The following is a 15414-nucleotide window of genomic DNA, read 5'->3' on the forward strand; positions in this document are numbered from 1 at the left end:
TTCATTTATTGAGTGGAAATTTCAAGAATTCGTATCATTTATGAGGAATTAAACTTATGAAAAAACTGGTTATTTTTACCACATTATGTCTTGTTGCCGCCGCCGCTTTCGGGCAGACGCGGTCACCCCTTGCCATCCTTCCCTTTACCGGAGGTCAGGGCGAGGAAGGTGAGACTATCGCGGAACTTTTTTCTTTTGACGCGCGGCTTAACGAAGTCTTTAACCCGATACCACGGACAAGCATTGCCAGGGCAATCAGCCGTGAGCGGGGTTTTCAAATGGGTTCCGGCATGACCGATCCTAATACGGTCATCTCCATAGCGAATGAAGTCGGAGCGCGGTATGTTGTAGCGGGAAGCATTACGTCAGTGGGAAGGAACAATTTATTGGTCATCGCAATTATGGACGTAAAAAACTTACAGCAGATTGCGGGGGATTATCAAACTTACACGGCGGGCAGGATTGAAGAACTGCGTGGGAAATTGCCGGGCATGGCGGCGAATATCATACAGGCAACTCAAAAGAACACCGCTTCGCTGCCGAAGCTTGCCATAGTGCCGGTACAGTTGCAGGGCGGCGCGGATCAAAGGGTTGCCGACACGCTTGCGCAGTTGCTGGCGATACATCTGATACGGAGCGGGAAATATGCCGTTTTTCCACGCACGCAAAGCCTTGATCAGGTATTTGAAGAGCACAACGCGCAAATGAGCGGGCATACCGCAGACAAGAATATAATCGGCATCGGGTACGGCGAAAACCCCGATTCGGTTTTGACGGTTGCGGCGCGGCGATTGGGCAACAGCAATATGTTCAACGCCGCTATTATCAATCTGGAAACCCGCGTGCAGGTTGTAGGTCGCACAGTGGATTATCAGGACATCAACGACGGCATGAGGGCGATGGAAACCCTTGCGGTTTATTTGACCAGCACCAGCGAACAGGTCAGCAAGCGGCAGAATGAAGAAGCGGAAGCGGAACGTAAGGCAACAGAACGCAAACGTAAAGAAGAACAATTGGATTCATTTGCAAGAGATTCAGGGATAGGACTTGGATTCCGTACCGGAATTTCATTTGCTTTTTCCGAAAAATTTAATTCAGAGTATACTGCATATTATATGAATAAGAATGCTGTAGATTTGATACATATACCGTTGGCATTTACTATAGGAATTAATTTTGGTTCCCTTTTTTCAATACAATCGGGATTCCAGTATTCTTTTTTAGATTATGGGGTACTAATTAATCCAGAAAGAATAGGAATGTCTTTTGATCGTATTCAAATACCATTGTTGGCAAAGTTTAATTTGTCTCGTGAAACATTAATTTTCTCACCGTTTACTGGAATAGGTTTTAATATACCGGTTCTCATTGATATTGGATTTCATTCATCTGATGATTACGAAATATCTTTGCCAATGATGAGCGGTATAGTTGGGACGAATATTGGTTTTAAAATCGGTAATACAATATTCTTTATGGATATACGCTATGTTGGTGACTTTGGAGAAACAAAGTGGTTTTTCGGGCTTGACGATGAAACTTCTATAAGTTCATATAGTTCTTCATATACAATGAGTTCTATAGATATCTCTTTTGGTGTGGAATTTATTATCCCATTCAAAAAGTAATGAGTAATTAATATGACCATATAAAAACTTTTACGCTTGGCAACAAGAAAAACAACCCGTAGGGGTTTATATATATTTGGAGTGTTATATGAAGAATTCGGTTTCAACTGCGCTTTTAATTGCGCTGGTTATGTTGGCGGTTTCCTGCGTTTCGTTGCAGGACAGGGCTTCACGGGAAAATGAGGAGGCGGTGGAAACCATTCAAGTAACTTTTACCTCATACCAGCCACTTCACTTTATTATTCCGAAAGAAAAAATAAAGAAACAAGCATACACAAAACTATTGGAACAAGCGAAGCAAAAATATCAGGGTAACATTGATATTGCCAATATAACCATAAAAGGGTCGTTTTCAGGATGGAGTTTGTTAACGATGGCTGCTGGCGGATTTATAGGAGGAGGTCTTGGCAATGGTATATTTTTATTAACAAATCCTCAATCTCGTGATCCGGTAGATGGCACATATTTGCCACATGATGATGAACATTTACAATTACAATTTGCTTCTATTGCAATAGGTGTGCCAATAGGAGTTTTTTTATCAGGCAATTTTCAAAAAATTACCGCAACCGGGGACATTGTAGCAACCGGCGAATACCGCGTGTTAAGCCAATCTTCCAGAAACCGCCCAAACGCGAGAACGACACCGTTGCAGAGGGCGATATATAACGCCTCTGACTCGATTACCGTAGATTTGCCCAAGGGGGCAAAAATAGCCCTGTTAAACATTGAATCATCTGACAAAAAAACCGCCGAGCAGGTAATAGACGAACTGGAATACATTTTTGTTTCTTCAAAAAATTTCACTATGGTGAACAGAAGAACATTGGACGCGATAATGGCCGAACAAAATTTCCAGCTCTCGGGGAATGTAGACGACAATGGGGCAGTCTCAATAGGGAAGATGACAGGCGCAAACATCGTTATCACCGGTGCTGTCAGCGGCAGCGGCTCGTCCCGAAGACTGACGTTACGTGCATTGGATGTTCAAACCGGGCAAATCGTATCAATGGCGCGGGAAACATTTTAACACCGAATTTCGGTAGTGGTGAGCGCAAACGTATCTAATACCGAATTTCAGTAGTGTACATTGTCTTGCAGGGTACGCTATATGTGAGAGGAGAGAAAAAGAGGAATGAGCAGTTAGCAATGAAATCAAGCTGATCGTGAAAGAACAACGATAAGTTTGGTTACAACAACATTGCTCATTGCTAATTGCTAATCGCTCATTGCTAATTGCTAATTATAAAAATATTACAACTGGGCGATAGCCTCCGGGGAGAGACCGGTAACAGCTTGTATTTGTTCCATCAAAAAACCCATTGTTTTCATCTTTCGTGCATTTTCGAGGTTGGCTTCGTTGCGGCCTTCCCTATGCCCTCTGCGTTCAGCATCTTTCATTCCGCTTCGCCAGTCAAGTTCGCCTTTCATAAGGCTGGTTTGAAGCGCGTACGCCTCATATTCCGCTGAAACTTGACGCAGTGTGTTAGTAGCCATCGCTATTCCCTCCTCGTGGTCTATTATCTCCTTTATTTTCTCTCTTTTTGTCTCATCTGTCAAATACTGAAAATACGCCGCCCATTGTTCCGCGTTCGTCATTTCTTCTATCGGCTTGCCAATGAAGGCGTCGGCTTTTTCCAGTTCCAGCGTGATTATCCGTATCTTGCCGTCAAGTGACACATTAGTCTGCGGATCATAAAATTGAAAATTATGCGTCAGGTATTTATCGGGGAAGAATGGTTTTTGCGCCAGTATCGAGATTTGATAAGTTTCCTTTAAATCGGAGTAGGTTTTCTCGATACCCTCTATCTCCTGCCCTACGAACAGTCTGGACGCAAAATACTCAACCCGGTTTAACTCATCGTCAATCGGGTGGAATGACATTTCTACGTCGATAGGTTCCCCGTTTTTGCTCATACAGGAAATATCGTACCTGATTTTCTTCTGCCCCAGAAAGCCTGTTGCAGGCTCATTAGCGACGATTGTTTCCACCACGACAATACGCCCGATAAGCGCGGAAATCAAGTCCGACAACGCGCCTCTTGACGCAGACGTGCCTCTGGTAAATACGGCTTTGAACACCTGGTCATACCGAATGTCCAAGATATGCGTCCCATCCTCAAAAGGGAAGAATCCCCACTCTTCCTGAGAAAGATTTTGATTGTTAGATACCATAAGTACCTCCATAAATAGTTTTTTTCGGAACCTTTAAAAAAGGTTCACCTATATATGGCGCGAGAGTACCATTTCGCTTGACCGAAAATGAATTATTTTTTATTTTTTTACCACGAACCCACGAACTTTTTGCTCAAAGTGGCAAAACTCCAGACTGTGATGTGCCTATTACCGCAATAAGATGTATGCCCAATAAAATCCTTGAGTACAGTCGGGCAGGCTGCTGCGCGCGTTGTCCTATTGATGTTACAAATAAATTGCGGTAAAATAAACACAGCAGGAGGATACCAATGGGTTTAGTTCACGCGGAAGTTACCTTAAAAAATGGCATTGATATGATCATGGTAAAAAAAGGGCTTATGCCTGATCAAGAAATACGACAAATCACAGTCAACGCTCTGGTTGATTCGGGCGCATGGACTATGGTAATTAATGACGCTACCCGCGAAAAACTTGGACTGGAGACAACAAGAACCGCGCCGGGAACTCTTGCCGATGGGACTCAGGCGGAGTATAAACTTACCGGCCCTCTTGAAATTTCATGGAAAGACCGCAGCGTCATTTGTGAGGCTCTGGTAGTCCCTCATGCCGATGAAAACCTGCTCGGCGCTATCCCGCTTGAAGCAATGGACTTAACAATTAATCCCCGCACTGAGGAAGTTATCGGCGCTCATGGCGATCAAATATTACATTCACTCAAGTAGTACACGCATCGTACTACACGCATTCCAACATCAGCCATACCGCAATCCCCCGAATCGCAACTTTCGCCATTTTTTCGTGTCATAATTATAGACGCATAAGAAGTTATATTTTACAATAAAATCGGAGTATAATATGAATGGAACATCCGCCGCCGCTCAGGTAATTATCGCGGTAATTCCCATAGTGGGAATTGTTATGGGTTCGGTAGTTATTTTCTTCTACCTGTTGTGGAATTACAGACGAAGGACATTATTGATTAAGGCGGGACAATACGCGAAACCGGATTTTAACCTGCTTACGTTCAGCTTGTTAGCCGGACTTCTTTTAAGCAGCGTTGGCATAGCGTTAACTGTATTTTTATCAATAGCGGTTGAAAAAGCGTCATACGGCTTATTGGGCGGGATCATTCCCCTGTCGATGGGCATAGGACTTTTAATCTTCTATGTGATAAAGCGGAATGAAAAGCGTGATGGCTGATGAATCTGAAATAAACGATCGGTTAGTCGTCAGCCAAATTGTTTCGGGACAGAAAGATTTGTTCCGTCTTTTAGTGCGGCAGCATGAAAAAGCCGTCTATGGAATGGGAATGAGCTTCTTCCGTAACTCGGATGACGCTTCAGATTTCGCGCAGGAGGTTTTTTTAAAGGCGTACCGGAGTCTTCACCGTTTTGAAGGAAGAAGCCGATTTTCAACGTGGCTTTATAAAATCGCCTATAACACGGCGTTAAATGAGGTGAGCAGGAGGAAGGAATACCACAGCCTTGCGGAAGAAGACGTTGAAAAACTTACAAACAGCGGGGAAACGCCTGAGCGCATAACGTTGCGTAACGCGGCAAGAGAAGCCGTCCGCGCCGCGATAGAAGAGTTGCCGGAACGTTTTAGAATTTGCATCGATCTGTTTTTCTTTTATGACCGTTCATATCAGGAGATTGAGGCGATTACGGGTATTCCCGTAAACACGATAAAATCTCACGTGTTTAGGGCGAAGATATTATTGAGGGAGAAGTTAGATGGGTTATCGGAAAGTTGATGATACTAAAGGGGAGCGCGGCATGAATTGTTTAAAAATTATGGATTTGTATCATGAGGCGCAAGAAGGCGGAGAAGATTCCATTTCTCTTTTAAGCCAAATACAGGTGTGGGCGCATTCCCTTTTCTGTCCCGTCTGCGCTGAAAAAATTGAGCGTTATGAAGCCGCAAAAATCTTAATGAAAGAAGATTTTTTCCCTTCCTCTCCCGCTCTCGAAGAGACAATAATGGCAAGAATAGACGCCGAGCAGGCTGATGAAGCGCGTGACACCGTAGGCGGCTTTTCAACGCAAAGCTGGGTAATAGCAGGCCTCGTTATTCTAATATCGCTAGCGACCGTATTCTTTGGGTTTGATTTCCAGCGTCTAGCGTTGGAATCGGGAATGTCATTCATGCTTCCCGTAGGCATTACAATCGGCATTGTTCTTACCACCTACGGCGCTCTTTTTATCGGCAGCCACCTAAAGGAATTATCTGAACGCTTTGGTTTGTAAGCAATTTAATGGTATAAGAATTAACCACAAACCACATTCACCTGACCACTCAGAGTGGTCAGGCAGGCACCACGAACTTTTTGCACATATCTTGTCGTTGTTCGTGCATGTACCGAAGGTACTAGTTTGTGTTGGTTCGTGGTTAATATTCTTCTCCGTATCCTGCACTGATCAAGTTTCAGCCCGTACAGATTTCGCGCTTGGAACAGTCTGCTCCGTCACGCTTTTTGAAAAAGGAAAAACGGGCGTTTGCGATGAAATTTTTTCCAGAATACGCGAAATAGAAAACTTTATGAGCGTGAATATTTCCTTCTCCGATGTCAGCCGCATAAACGCCGCCGCGGGAATTAGCCCGGTTCAGGTGCAGGAAGACACGTTTAAAGTAATTGAACGCGCCATATATTTTGCCGAATTAAGCGGCGGCGCATTTGACCCCACAGTGGGGCCTCTTGTTTCTCTCTGGGGGATTGGCGCCAGACCGCGCGTCCCAAGTGTTGAAGAAATTAACGAAGCTCTGCCGTTAATAAATTGGCGTAACATTGAATTGGACGCGCGGTTAAAAAGCGTATATCTTGCGCATAACGGCATGGCTCTTGATTTGGGGGGCATCGCTAAAGGTTACGCGGCGGACGAGGCGGCTAAAATAATTAAATCGCATGAAATAAGCAGGGCAAAAATTGACCTTGGCGGCAATATTTTATTAATCGGTACGCGGTATGACAAGAAGCCGTGGAAAGTCGGCATTCAGAAGCCTGACGGAAGACGTGGTTCCATTATCGGCGTTTTACAGATACCGGAAAAAACAGTCGTAACTTCAGGCGTTTATGAGCGGAACTTTGAAAAAGACGGAGTGTTATATCATCATCTGCTATCTGTAACAAATGGGTATCCTGTAAAAAACGGGCTTGTATCGGTAACAATAATAGCGGATGTTTCAATGGACGCCGACGCTCTTTCTACGGCGGTATTTGTTTCAGGTTATGAAGAGGGAATATCAATTTTAAAAAATTACGGGGATGCGCAGGCTATTTTTGTTTTTGAAGACAAGAGAGTAATCGCCACGCCCGGTTCTGATTTTACGCTTACAGATAAAAAATATAATATGGCAGCCATGAAAGAATAATAACTAAAGATAAAATAATAAATCCCGCAGGTTTGGTTTTTATTTTCTTTTCATCAGGCGTTGGAAGCGTAACATCGCTTAATTCAAGCATAAGATTATCAATTTCTACAAGAACATTTTTTTTTGGAAAGTTGTATTTCTTGTTTATTATCGCTGAAAAAATATGCAAGGATTCGCTGAGCAATTCGCCAAAAGCGCCGGGAATTTTCAAATCCCGCCTAATCGTAAGCTTTGACAGCATTACAAACGATTGTAAGGTGAAAGCCCTGTGAACTCCGGCCTGTAACGCTCCCGACGTTATTTTTATCGCGCCAAATGAAAATAAAACTCGCCCATAAGGAATAATCAAATTAAATACGATAATAAACATTATTATTGGAAACGTTATTAGAAAATTGATCTTTTGACCTGATAGCAAAACAAGAATGCAGAAAAACGCAAATTGATAACACCGGTATCCGGTGCTGGGAATAAAAAGCAGGGCCGGCATAATTAACAAACCCGCGAAAAACAACGCTTTAGCGCTGAAAATATTTTCGTAAACTTCAAGCCTGCTCATGATTTTCTCTCATTAATCTGATACCATTTTGAAACGCGTGTAAAGGCCTCGCAAAAAACACCTAACGCGATTCCCGTAATAAGCCCGGTCAGCAAAAACGGCGGCGCGATATAGCGGACATTTCCCTTAAAAATAAAAAAATGCGCGAGCGCCAATTGCGAAAGATTTGAAATAACGGCTCCCGCCGTTCCGATGCCGACAAATGTTATGTGTTTTTTTCCTAACAGGCGGCGTAAGGCAAACATAAGGGCGGCTGACAAAAACGTCCCTACAAGCGAAAATAAAAAAACATAAGAAAATAAAGTTCCCGTAATCAACGCCTGCCCTATAATTTTAACGCAAACTAATAACAAAAAAGCGGTAAAAGGAAAAATATCCAGCGCGAGCATAAGCGGCATATTGGCAAGCCCGATACGCATAAAAGGCAGGGGTTTTGGTATCATGTATTCAATAGCGGAAAGAAAAAGGCACAAAGCGCCTAACAGGGCGAGGTTTTTTCTACCAGGAAATTCCGTCAATATCATCTTCAATCCCATTTACAATTACAAAAACATTATTGGGAAGACAAGCCGCCCATTCACCCTGTCTGGAAAGAGAACCTACGGCTATACAAGTATGATTATCACATGGCGAAGATTCTACCCAAGCGCAGTTTCCGCAAATGCGTACCGTCGTGTCCCCAATCGGCCCCGTTACTGTGACCGTCGCCTCTGCTTCAATAGGATAAACCCATTCCACGCCCTGACCTTGAATCAACACCTGAGCCTTTCCCTGCGGCCTTAAATACGCCATGTAAGCGGTAAAAAACGTCAAACCCGCAACTGCAAGGATGATGAAAATGTCAAATATTTTTACCCGAATTTTCATAATGATACTATATCATAAAAAGCGCAAAATTAACCTTCTTTACTATTAAAAAAAATAAAAAGTGGGGGGATTCACTTGACAATGCTATCATTTGATGATATCATTATATAGTGAACGCCAAACAAAGAAAAACGCTTCAGGATATCTTCCATAATCCTGTTAAAAGCTCGGTTTTGTGGACGGATGTTGAAAGTCTTTTTAATGCGTGCGGCGCGCATATAGAAGAAGGAAGCGGCTCCAGAGTCTGCATAATGCTTAACGGCGTAGTCGCCGTATTCCACAGGCCGCATCCGCGCAAAGAAACAGATAAAGGCGCGTTAAAATCTGTCAGGCATTTTTTGATAAATGCGGGGGTAAAACATGATGGAGTATAAAGGTTATATCGGTAAAACCGAATACGATGATGAAGCGGAAATTTTTTACGGTGAAGTTGCCGGGCTTAGAGACGTTATTACTTTTAAAGGTTCCAGCGTCAAGGAATTAAAAAAATCATTCAAAGAAAGCATTGACGATTATCTTGATTTTTGCAAGCGTATGGGCAAAGTCCCCGATATTCCGGTTTCTGGCAGGTTAATTCTTAGAATACCGCCGGAACTCCATTCCCGCGCCGCCGTAGTCGCTAAGGCCGAAGGCAGAAGTTTAAACACATGGATAGCGGAAGCCGTAAATGAAAAATTATTCGCCTATTCAACTGACACGCATTGAAAAATTAACTCCCTTTACTCTTTTTAAAAAACTAGTTACATTAAATCTATGAAAAAGATTTCTCTGACAGGCATAAAACCCACAGGCGATTTGCACGTCGGCAACTATTTTGGCGCTATAAAACCCGCGCTGGAGCTTGCCAAAGAATACGACGCGCGTTATTTTATCGCCGATTATCACGCGCTTAACACGATGAAAAATCCTAAGGAACTCAATACTACAATAAGGGAAGTTGCCGCAGGCTGGCTCGCATCCGGCCTTGACCCTGATAAAGTAATTTTCTACAGGCAAAGCTCAATTCCCGAAGTTTTCGAGCTTACTACAATGCTTATGGCGTTCACGTCTAAAGGGCTGATGAACCGCGCCCACGCGTACAAAGCGGCAGTTCAGGAAAACAATGAAAAGGGCGATGATACGGACGCGGGAATTAATATGGGATTGTTTACATACCCAGTGCTTATGGCGGCTGACATTATTCTTTTTGACTCTGATATAGTTCCAGTCGGCAAGGATCAGCTGCAGCATATCGAGATGGCGCAGGATATCGCGCAGTCAGTAAACGCCAATTATGGGCAGCAGGTTTTAAAAGTGCCGCAAGCGGGAATTCAAGAAGATGTCGCCGTAGTGCCGGGCCTTGACGGGCGAAAGATGAGCAAGAGCTACGGCAATGTTATCCCTCTTTTTGCGCCGGAAAAAATCCTGCGTAAAACTATTATGAGAATAACGACAAATTCCCAAACCGTAGAAGAGCCAAAAAATCCCGATGAAAGCCAAATTTTCCAACTTTACAAATTATTCGCGGACTCCTCGGAGCAGGCCGCTCTAGCCAACCGCTACCGCGCGGGAGGCATGGGCTGGGGGAACGCTAAAGAAGAATTGTTCCGCGCGGTAAACCGATGTCTTTCCCCCATACGCGAAAAATTTGACGCGATCATGGCGGACATTCCGTCACTAGATAAAATTTTGGCGCAGGGGGCGGAAAAGGCGCGTCCTATCGCCGCCGCGACCGTAAGACGTTTTAGAAAAGCGGCAGGAGTAGATTAATGGGTATTATTTCATGTATCGGAAGCGGAAACATGGGTTTCGCTTTAATGAGCGCCGCCAAAGGCGAGGACATTTACATTACGGACGCTGATTTGGAAAAAGCGAAGTCATCTGCGTTGGCTTTGGGAGCGAAAGTTTTAGCCACAAACATTGAAGCCGTAGAAAAAGGAGACATTATTTTCCTAGCCGTAAAGCCGCAAGTTTTACAGCAAGTGTTAGCTGAAATTGCCCCAATCGCGAATCAAAGACTCAATTCAAACCGCGCGCCTGTTTTTGTTTCAATGGCGGCTGGCTGGTCAATCGCTAAAATACAGGGTATACTTGGCGCAAAAATGCCCGTCGTGCGCATAATGCCCAATACTCCAGCGTTAATCGGCAAGGGAATGATAGCTCTATCAGCCTCGCCTGAAGTTTCTGCGCAGAGCGTATCGGAACTAGAAAAACTCCTAAGCGGCGCGGGCATTATTGATAAAATTGACGAGCGTTTCATGGATGCCGTAACAGGCCTTTCAGGTTCCGGCCCCGCGTTTGTCTACCTATTCATAGAAGCGCTGGCGGATGGCGGGGTTCGCGCCGGTTTGCCAAGAGACAAGGCTCTCCGTTACGCCGCCCAAACAGTCTTTGGTTCCGCCGCGATGGTTCAGGAAACGGGAAAACACCCGGGTGAACTAAAAGACATGGTAACCTCGCCCGGCGGAACCACAATAGCCGGAATCGCCGCCCTCGAAGACGGCGCATTTCGCGGCACTGTAATCAAAGCGGTAGAAGCCGCTTGGAAACGCTCTTTGGAAATTGGATAAGAAAATTTTTTACCACGAACCACACGAACAGAAAGAAGTGGGTAGTTGTTAGTGAATAGTATTGTTGTTAGTAAGCTGCGCTCTCTATCCACTATATACTAACCACTACCTACTTTCCCACGTTTGCGCGTACGTGGGGATTTTAAAACTGGGAATTTCGGTAACTCTGATATGTTTGCATGTATTCTAAATAAAAGTTTTATGACCGTCGGGAAGACTCTGCGTAAACAGGTGTTGGCTTTACCGTAACACTTGTACTTTCAGAAGATGTTTTTGGCGTGGGAACAAGGCAATCTCTGTCGTATTCCCGCATTTCTTTATCGTTAATTACTCCGATCTTATTTAATCCAACGGCTGTTTCATGTAAAGATTCAAGAAAATCACTATTATATTTATTTTTCATGTTAATTCCTCCTAATTTCTTCAAACACTCTTTCTTTTAGAGCAATTTGTATTTGGGTATCAGTCATGGCAAACAAAGTTTTGACCTGTCTTTTTGCTCTGACCAGTTCCTTTTTACTGATATTCGCCTTATTTGACTTTGCAAAACCATGTACAAAAAATGTACGCTCCCCACTTTTGAAAAACACGATTATCCGATACCCGCCTGATTTTCCTTCGCCTGGTCTGGCTATTCTCATTTTGAAAACACCGCCTCCCAAGTCAGCATCAGGCTGCCCTGCGTCAAGCTGTTCCGCAATATTCAACAATTCATCGTCATTGATGCCTTCTTTCCCGGCAAACCGGGAAAACCGCGCATATTTGAATATCCTCACTTACTAATAATAACATAAAATTACATCAGCGGCAAGAGTACGCGTGGGAAGTTATTAGTGGATAGTATTGTTGTTAGTAAGCTACGCTTGATAATATCACGCCACGCTTGCTAACTTCGCTCTCTATCCACTATATACTAACCACTACCTACTTCCCTCAACTAGGGACGCACCAGCCGGAAGCCGAGGAAGTAGCTCCTGCCGCCGAGGCTGTTGTATGTCCGACAACTGGAACGAACGTCCTCTGCTGACCTGCCCCAACCCCCGCCGCGTATCACACGGGAATCCCCAGACGAAACTCCAGTAGGATCAGTCTGCGCCCCGCTCGAATAATCACCATACCAGTCCCAGCACCACTCATATACGTTTCCGCTCATGTCGTACAAACCTAAACTGTTAGGCGCTTTCTTTCCTACCTCGTGAGTTCGTCCGCCGCTGTTGTCGTAATACCAAGCCACGTCGCCTACATTGTTGCTCCCAGAATACGTATACCCTTTCCACCCTGCCGCGTTAGGGTTCCCGCCTTTTGCCGCGTATTCCCACTGCGCCTCAGTCGGCAAACGGTAGCCGTTCTTGCTAAAGTCTGCTGTAACATTCGCGTCCGTTATGGGATACCCTGCCGAAGGCTTCCTATTGGTAATCGTATACACCGTCTGCAACTCTTCAACCGCGCTTAACTTGTTGCAAAATTCAACAGCGTCGTACCATGTTACGCTCTCAACAGGGCGCTTTCTCTGCGCCTCCCCGCTCGCCGGATTTGAACTAAAGTAACTTGGATTCATCCCCATTACCGCCTCATATTGTTCCTGCGTTACCAGGTACTTGCTCATGGAAAAGGCGCTCAGCGTTACCGCGTGCACTGGCGTTACGTCTTCGGTTCCGGCCAGTTCTTCCCCCATCTGGAAAGTTCCGCCTGGTATACGGATCATTTCTATTCCTATTTTGCGCATACCCGCAGTTTGGAATATAGCGGTAACCACCCCTGAATTTGCCGCGTTGGTCGCCCTTGCCCCCGCCACGGTAAAAAAGTTCGCTGTCACCTCTTGCAATGTATAACCGGTCCTTGCCGTCAGCGTAATTGTCGCCGTGTACGTGGTCGCGGCTTCAAAAACTGCGTGGTTAGGGCTCCACGTAACAGTTCCCCGGTACTGCAACGTAGGTGTAACTTCCGTTACCGGCTTTGCTCCAACTACCGGTGCTGTTACGCCGCCAATTTCCTTAATGTCAATTGCGGGAAAGTTTTGTGCCGTTACCGGCCTCGCCAGCGCAAACATGGTAATGGCGATAACTGCCATCCTTGTGATAAATTGCCATTTTCTTGTGTTTTTCATAACACGCTCCTAATTGTAATAATTAAAAAGAGAAATTTGTGTCTGATACCATTTTGGAATTTTTTACGCTCATAAGGAGAATATTAACAGTTTTCATTATAATTATCAAGGAAGATGTGGGAAAAATGCTAATTAGCGCTTGTAGATGTATGCCCAACAAAATCTTTAAGTACAGTCAGGGCAGGCTGCGTGCGATGTAAAAACATCTTTCGGGCGTTCCCCGACGTAGAGACTTTGGAATAAAACAAAGAAAATTCAGAGAATAAAAGTTCGGCGACGTAACCTAGACAAAGCTTTCTACCCACCGCTGTTTAGTCGCCGAAAGGCTCACAGCCAAATAAACGCACGGCGTAGCCGTGTAGATCAATAATGCCACACGCTGAGAGCACCAAAAAATGCCGCAGTCCCCAATAAAAGCAAGGCCGCCTTTAGGTGGCCGCCAGTGCGAGGCGGATTCTCCCAGAGTTTTTGCCATGCGCAGCCTGCCCTGACTGTACTAAATAAATTCCTTGGGCATACATCTATTCACTAACCACCAAGATATTTCCGATAAATTAGTATGATCCGTAAAGGAATGTTGTCTTTTTGCCTGTTTTTCTCAATTTTTTTCGCTGTTTACGCGCAGGGAACCGAATTTGGGCAGCATCCGCTTGTTCTACGCGGCGAAGTATATGTCGATTTTGAGCAAATATATGCAGGTCATGTGGACGAGGAATATCCGCTAACCATTACTTCGGCAAGCAGACGCGCCCTAGAAGAAGCAGCCCTATTTTATTCCGCGATGATCCACGGATGGTCGTTTAGTTATGAAATAGGCGAGAAGGCAAGAAAAATTGACGAACTCCTTGAACTTGAACCTGAGGGAGAAATTAAATTCGGCGATCCGTCGCTTGTAGTAACCGACACCGAAATCAGAGGTATGCAGCTTAGGGTATGGACTGACTACCATTTGACCGAGGCGGGGCAAAAAAAGATTCATGTGTGGCGTACGGGAATGATAAGAAATATGCAGGCCACCGGCTACGCCCCGACTGTCTTTGAAGAGTATCCCGGATGGATCGCCGTAAAAAAACTTGCCCTTGAGGATTCGGCGAGAGCGGCGTTGCGTGCCGCCTTGCGCGGAAGTGAAAGAAACCGGCCAAAACACGTTAATGGATTTATCAGCATGGCCGCTTTCCCGCGTTATTACATGGACGGCGGACGCTGGGCGGTCTTCGCAAGGTTCAGAGTGCAGATAACGGAAATAATTCCTTTTGCGGCTTATTGATTTTTTTCTGGGTCTAAACGGTATTCTTTAATTGTTCTTCCTTTAACAATAGCGCAATTTCGCCCGCCCCCCTTGGCTGAATACAACGCTTTATCGGCCAAGGCGTACATTTCTTCCGTATCGGTTGAAGCGCCGCACTTTTCCACATATACTCCAAGGCTCATTGTCACATATTTGGAAACTTTTGAATTTTCATGCGGGATTTTTAACAGTTGTATTAATTTAGTAATGCGTGATATGACGACATTTACGTGAGTAACGTCTTCTTTTTCAAACCAAAGCAGGGCAAATTCTTCACCGCCAACTCTGGCGCAGTAGACCCCCATTGTATCCTTTAATTTGTTAAACGTTTCGCCTATGGCGCGAAGGCAGTCATCGCCTTTCGGATGGCCGTAAAGATCATTGTAGTTTTTAAAGAAATCAATGTCCGCGATAGCGAGGCATAAAAAATCATCGCCCGCCCTGTAATTAACAAGATACCTGTGAAAAGTCTGCATAAAATCACGGCGGTTTCTAAGTTTTGTTAATTCGTCTACCGTGCTTTCTTCAAAATACTTGTTTCGCTCATTTTCCATTTTAGAAATGCTCAAGTCCGACATAAAACGCAGCATTGTCGTCCGCCAACAGGCAAATACGCTGACAATGGTTGAAAATATCACATTAAAAATATCGGTAACGTATATTTGCGGCGGTTTGAAAAAGACGGAAAAAACTATAAAAACTGACGCTGCCGCCAGCGTAAGGCAAAGATTTAAAATGGGAGAATTGGCAAATAAAATCAGGGCGCATACAAGAAGGATCATAAAGCCTACGGCATAATTATCACGATCCGCCCAAACGCTTATATATAAACCAAAAATTATAATATTTACATAATAAATAACGGTTAATATATAAATATAAGTTTTACT

21 protein-coding genes are annotated in these 15414 nt (G+C 44.5%); 12 read left to right on the forward strand and 9 right to left on the reverse strand.

The window, feature by feature from the left end:
• Positions 1 to 56: 56 nt before the first annotated feature.
• Positions 57 to 1628 (forward strand): hypothetical protein, encoded by a 1572-nt coding sequence (locus ACYVRH_RS01340; protein ID WP_461255130.1) that lies wholly within the window; start codon positions 57 to 59, stop codon positions 1626 to 1628.
• A gap of 88 nt (positions 1629 to 1716) precedes the next feature.
• On the forward strand, positions 1717 to 2658 hold the full coding sequence (locus ACYVRH_RS01345) for a CsgG/HfaB family protein (RefSeq protein WP_461255131.1): 942 nt from the start codon (positions 1717 to 1719) through the stop codon (positions 2656 to 2658).
• 224 nt (positions 2659 to 2882) lie between these two features.
• Here ACYVRH_RS01345 and ACYVRH_RS01350 read toward each other — a convergent pair whose 3' ends face one another.
• Positions 2883 to 3803, reverse strand: a complete 921-nt coding sequence (locus ACYVRH_RS01350; protein ID WP_461255132.1) for an Rpn family recombination-promoting nuclease/putative transposase — start codon at positions 3801 to 3803, stop codon at positions 2883 to 2885.
• Between the two features lie 290 nt (positions 3804 to 4093).
• On the opposite strand from ACYVRH_RS01350, the gene ACYVRH_RS01355 reads away from it, so the two are divergent.
• The 5 genes from ACYVRH_RS01355 to ACYVRH_RS01375 all read left to right on the forward strand — a co-directional run bounded on the left by ACYVRH_RS01355 (position 4094) and on the right by ACYVRH_RS01375 (position 7154).
• Positions 4094 to 4507: a clan AA aspartic protease gene (locus tag ACYVRH_RS01355; protein ID WP_461255133.1), complete on the forward strand. Its 414-nt coding sequence runs from the start codon at positions 4094 to 4096 to the stop codon at positions 4505 to 4507.
• Between the two features lie 133 nt (positions 4508 to 4640).
• The gene (locus ACYVRH_RS01360; RefSeq protein WP_461255134.1) at positions 4641 to 4985 is read left to right on the forward strand and encodes a hypothetical protein; all 345 of its coding nucleotides are present in this window, start codon (positions 4641 to 4643) and stop codon (positions 4983 to 4985) included.
• Positions 4966 to 5538 (forward strand): RNA polymerase sigma factor, encoded by a 573-nt coding sequence (locus tag ACYVRH_RS01365; protein ID WP_461255135.1) that lies wholly within the window; start codon positions 4966 to 4968, stop codon positions 5536 to 5538. The genes ACYVRH_RS01360 and ACYVRH_RS01365 overlap by 20 nt, the downstream gene beginning before the upstream one ends.
• Entirely contained in the window at positions 5519 to 6031 is a 513-nt protein-coding gene (locus ACYVRH_RS01370; protein ID WP_461255136.1) for a peptidoglycan-binding protein, read from the forward strand. The genes ACYVRH_RS01365 and ACYVRH_RS01370 overlap by 20 nt, the downstream gene beginning before the upstream one ends.
• Before the next feature lie 103 nt (positions 6032 to 6134).
• Positions 6135 to 7154, forward strand: coding sequence for an FAD:protein FMN transferase (locus ACYVRH_RS01375; RefSeq protein ID WP_461255137.1), 1020 nt, complete (start codon positions 6135 to 6137; stop codon positions 7152 to 7154).
• Here the strand turns inward: ACYVRH_RS01375 and ACYVRH_RS01380 are convergent.
• The 3 genes from ACYVRH_RS01380 to ACYVRH_RS01390 are packed head-to-tail and all read right to left on the reverse strand — an operon-like array spanning position 7114 to position 8580.
• On the reverse strand, positions 7114 to 7713 hold the full coding sequence (locus tag ACYVRH_RS01380; protein ID WP_461255138.1) for a hypothetical protein: 600 nt from the start codon (positions 7711 to 7713) through the stop codon (positions 7114 to 7116). The genes ACYVRH_RS01375 and ACYVRH_RS01380 overlap by 41 nt on opposite strands.
• Positions 7710 to 8231 carry a Gx transporter family protein gene (locus ACYVRH_RS01385; protein WP_461255139.1) on the reverse strand — a complete coding sequence of 174 codons (522 nt, stop codon included), beginning with the start codon at positions 8229 to 8231 and terminating at the stop codon, positions 7710 to 7712. The genes ACYVRH_RS01380 and ACYVRH_RS01385 overlap by 4 nt, the downstream gene beginning before the upstream one ends.
• On the reverse strand, positions 8212 to 8580 hold the full coding sequence (locus ACYVRH_RS01390; protein WP_461255140.1) for a NusG domain II-containing protein: 369 nt from the start codon (positions 8578 to 8580) through the stop codon (positions 8212 to 8214). Before ACYVRH_RS01390 ends, ACYVRH_RS01385 begins: the two co-directional genes overlap by 20 nt.
• 110 nt (positions 8581 to 8690) lie before the next feature.
• On the opposite strand from ACYVRH_RS01390, the gene ACYVRH_RS01395 reads away from it, so the two are divergent.
• From ACYVRH_RS01395 to proC, 4 genes are read left to right on the forward strand one after another with little or no spacing between them, the layout of a single operon-like run.
• Entirely contained in the window at positions 8691 to 8954 is a 264-nt protein-coding gene (locus ACYVRH_RS01395; RefSeq protein WP_461255141.1) for a type II toxin-antitoxin system HicA family toxin, read from the forward strand.
• A complete protein-coding gene (locus ACYVRH_RS01400; protein ID WP_461255142.1) occupies positions 8941 to 9285 on the forward strand; it encodes a type II toxin-antitoxin system HicB family antitoxin in 345 nt (114 codons plus the stop codon). Before ACYVRH_RS01395 ends, ACYVRH_RS01400 begins: the two co-directional genes overlap by 14 nt.
• 48 nt (positions 9286 to 9333) lie before the next feature.
• Complete coding sequence (locus ACYVRH_RS01405; RefSeq protein WP_461255143.1) at positions 9334 to 10329, forward strand: tryptophan--tRNA ligase; 996 nt, start codon at positions 9334 to 9336, stop codon at positions 10327 to 10329.
• A complete protein-coding gene (proC, locus tag ACYVRH_RS01410; protein WP_461255144.1) occupies positions 10329 to 11129 on the forward strand; it encodes a pyrroline-5-carboxylate reductase in 801 nt (266 codons plus the stop codon). The genes ACYVRH_RS01405 and proC overlap by 1 nt, the downstream gene beginning before the upstream one ends.
• A 199-nt stretch (positions 11130 to 11328) precedes the next feature.
• On the opposite strand, the gene ACYVRH_RS01415 is transcribed toward proC, so the two are convergent.
• The 4 genes from ACYVRH_RS01415 to ACYVRH_RS01430 all read right to left on the reverse strand — a co-directional run bounded on the left by ACYVRH_RS01415 (position 11329) and on the right by ACYVRH_RS01430 (position 13711).
• Complete coding sequence (locus ACYVRH_RS01415) at positions 11329 to 11532, reverse strand: XRE family transcriptional regulator (protein WP_461255145.1); 204 nt, start codon at positions 11530 to 11532, stop codon at positions 11329 to 11331.
• A gap of 1 nt (position 11533) precedes the next feature.
• Positions 11534 to 11905 carry a type II toxin-antitoxin system RelE/ParE family toxin gene (locus ACYVRH_RS01420; protein WP_461255146.1) on the reverse strand — a complete coding sequence of 124 codons (372 nt, stop codon included), beginning with the start codon at positions 11903 to 11905 and terminating at the stop codon, positions 11534 to 11536.
• A 161-nt stretch (positions 11906 to 12066) separates the two neighbouring features.
• Positions 12067 to 13236, reverse strand: coding sequence for a formylglycine-generating enzyme family protein (locus tag ACYVRH_RS01425; RefSeq protein WP_461255147.1), 1170 nt, complete (start codon positions 13234 to 13236; stop codon positions 12067 to 12069).
• A 283-nt stretch (positions 13237 to 13519) separates the two neighbouring features.
• Positions 13520 to 13711, reverse strand: a complete 192-nt coding sequence (locus tag ACYVRH_RS01430; protein ID WP_461255148.1) for a hypothetical protein — start codon at positions 13709 to 13711, stop codon at positions 13520 to 13522.
• Positions 13712 to 13795: 84 nt separating this feature from the next.
• Between ACYVRH_RS01430 and ACYVRH_RS01435 the strand changes: the two genes are divergently transcribed.
• On the forward strand, positions 13796 to 14503 hold the full coding sequence (locus tag ACYVRH_RS01435; RefSeq protein WP_461255149.1) for a hypothetical protein: 708 nt from the start codon (positions 13796 to 13798) through the stop codon (positions 14501 to 14503).
• Here ACYVRH_RS01435 and ACYVRH_RS01440 read toward each other — a convergent pair.
• Entirely contained in the window at positions 14497 to 15306 is an 810-nt protein-coding gene (locus ACYVRH_RS01440) for a GGDEF domain-containing protein (RefSeq protein ID WP_461255150.1), read from the reverse strand. The genes ACYVRH_RS01435 and ACYVRH_RS01440 overlap by 7 nt on opposite strands.
• Positions 15307 to 15414: the final 108 nt, after the last annotated feature.

The sequence above is a fragment of the Treponema sp. R80B11-R83G3 genome (assembly GCF_054786115.1).

Bases quoted from the DNA above. Each gene is read 5' to 3' on its own strand.
- ACYVRH_RS01440 (WP_461255150.1), bottom strand. From the start codon at position 15,306: ATGATCCTTCTTGTATGCGCCCTGATTTTATTTGCCAATTCTCCCATT.
- ACYVRH_RS01380 (WP_461255138.1), bottom strand. From the start codon at position 7,713: ATGAGCAGGCTTGAAGTTTACGAAAATATTTTCAGCGCTAAAGCGTTG.
- ACYVRH_RS01405 (WP_461255143.1), top strand. From the start codon at position 9,334: ATGAAAAAGATTTCTCTGACAGGCATAAAACCCACAGGCGATTTGCAC.
- proC (WP_461255144.1), top strand. From the start codon at position 10,329: ATGGGTATTATTTCATGTATCGGAAGCGGAAACATGGGTTTCGCTTTA.
- ACYVRH_RS01340 (WP_461255130.1), top strand. From the start codon at position 57: ATGAAAAAACTGGTTATTTTTACCACATTATGTCTTGTTGCCGCCGCC.
- ACYVRH_RS01365 (WP_461255135.1), top strand. From the start codon at position 4,966: ATGAAAAGCGTGATGGCTGATGAATCTGAAATAAACGATCGGTTAGTC.
- ACYVRH_RS01350 (WP_461255132.1), bottom strand. From the start codon at position 3,803: ATGGTATCTAACAATCAAAATCTTTCTCAGGAAGAGTGGGGATTCTTC.
- ACYVRH_RS01390 (WP_461255140.1), bottom strand. From the start codon at position 8,580: ATGAAAATTCGGGTAAAAATATTTGACATTTTCATCATCCTTGCAGTT.
- ACYVRH_RS01360 (WP_461255134.1), top strand. From the start codon at position 4,641: ATGAATGGAACATCCGCCGCCGCTCAGGTAATTATCGCGGTAATTCCC.
- ACYVRH_RS01415 (WP_461255145.1), bottom strand. From the start codon at position 11,532: ATGAAAAATAAATATAATAGTGATTTTCTTGAATCTTTACATGAAACA.
- ACYVRH_RS01345 (WP_461255131.1), top strand. From the start codon at position 1,717: ATGAAGAATTCGGTTTCAACTGCGCTTTTAATTGCGCTGGTTATGTTG.
- ACYVRH_RS01355 (WP_461255133.1), top strand. From the start codon at position 4,094: ATGGGTTTAGTTCACGCGGAAGTTACCTTAAAAAATGGCATTGATATG.
- ACYVRH_RS01430 (WP_461255148.1), bottom strand. From the start codon at position 13,711: ATGGCAAAAACTCTGGGAGAATCCGCCTCGCACTGGCGGCCACCTAAA.
- ACYVRH_RS01435 (WP_461255149.1), top strand. From the start codon at position 13,796: ATGATCCGTAAAGGAATGTTGTCTTTTTGCCTGTTTTTCTCAATTTTT.
- ACYVRH_RS01425 (WP_461255147.1), bottom strand. From the start codon at position 13,236: ATGAAAAACACAAGAAAATGGCAATTTATCACAAGGATGGCAGTTATC.
- ACYVRH_RS01400 (WP_461255142.1), top strand. From the start codon at position 8,941: ATGATGGAGTATAAAGGTTATATCGGTAAAACCGAATACGATGATGAA.
- ACYVRH_RS01370 (WP_461255136.1), top strand. From the start codon at position 5,519: ATGGGTTATCGGAAAGTTGATGATACTAAAGGGGAGCGCGGCATGAAT.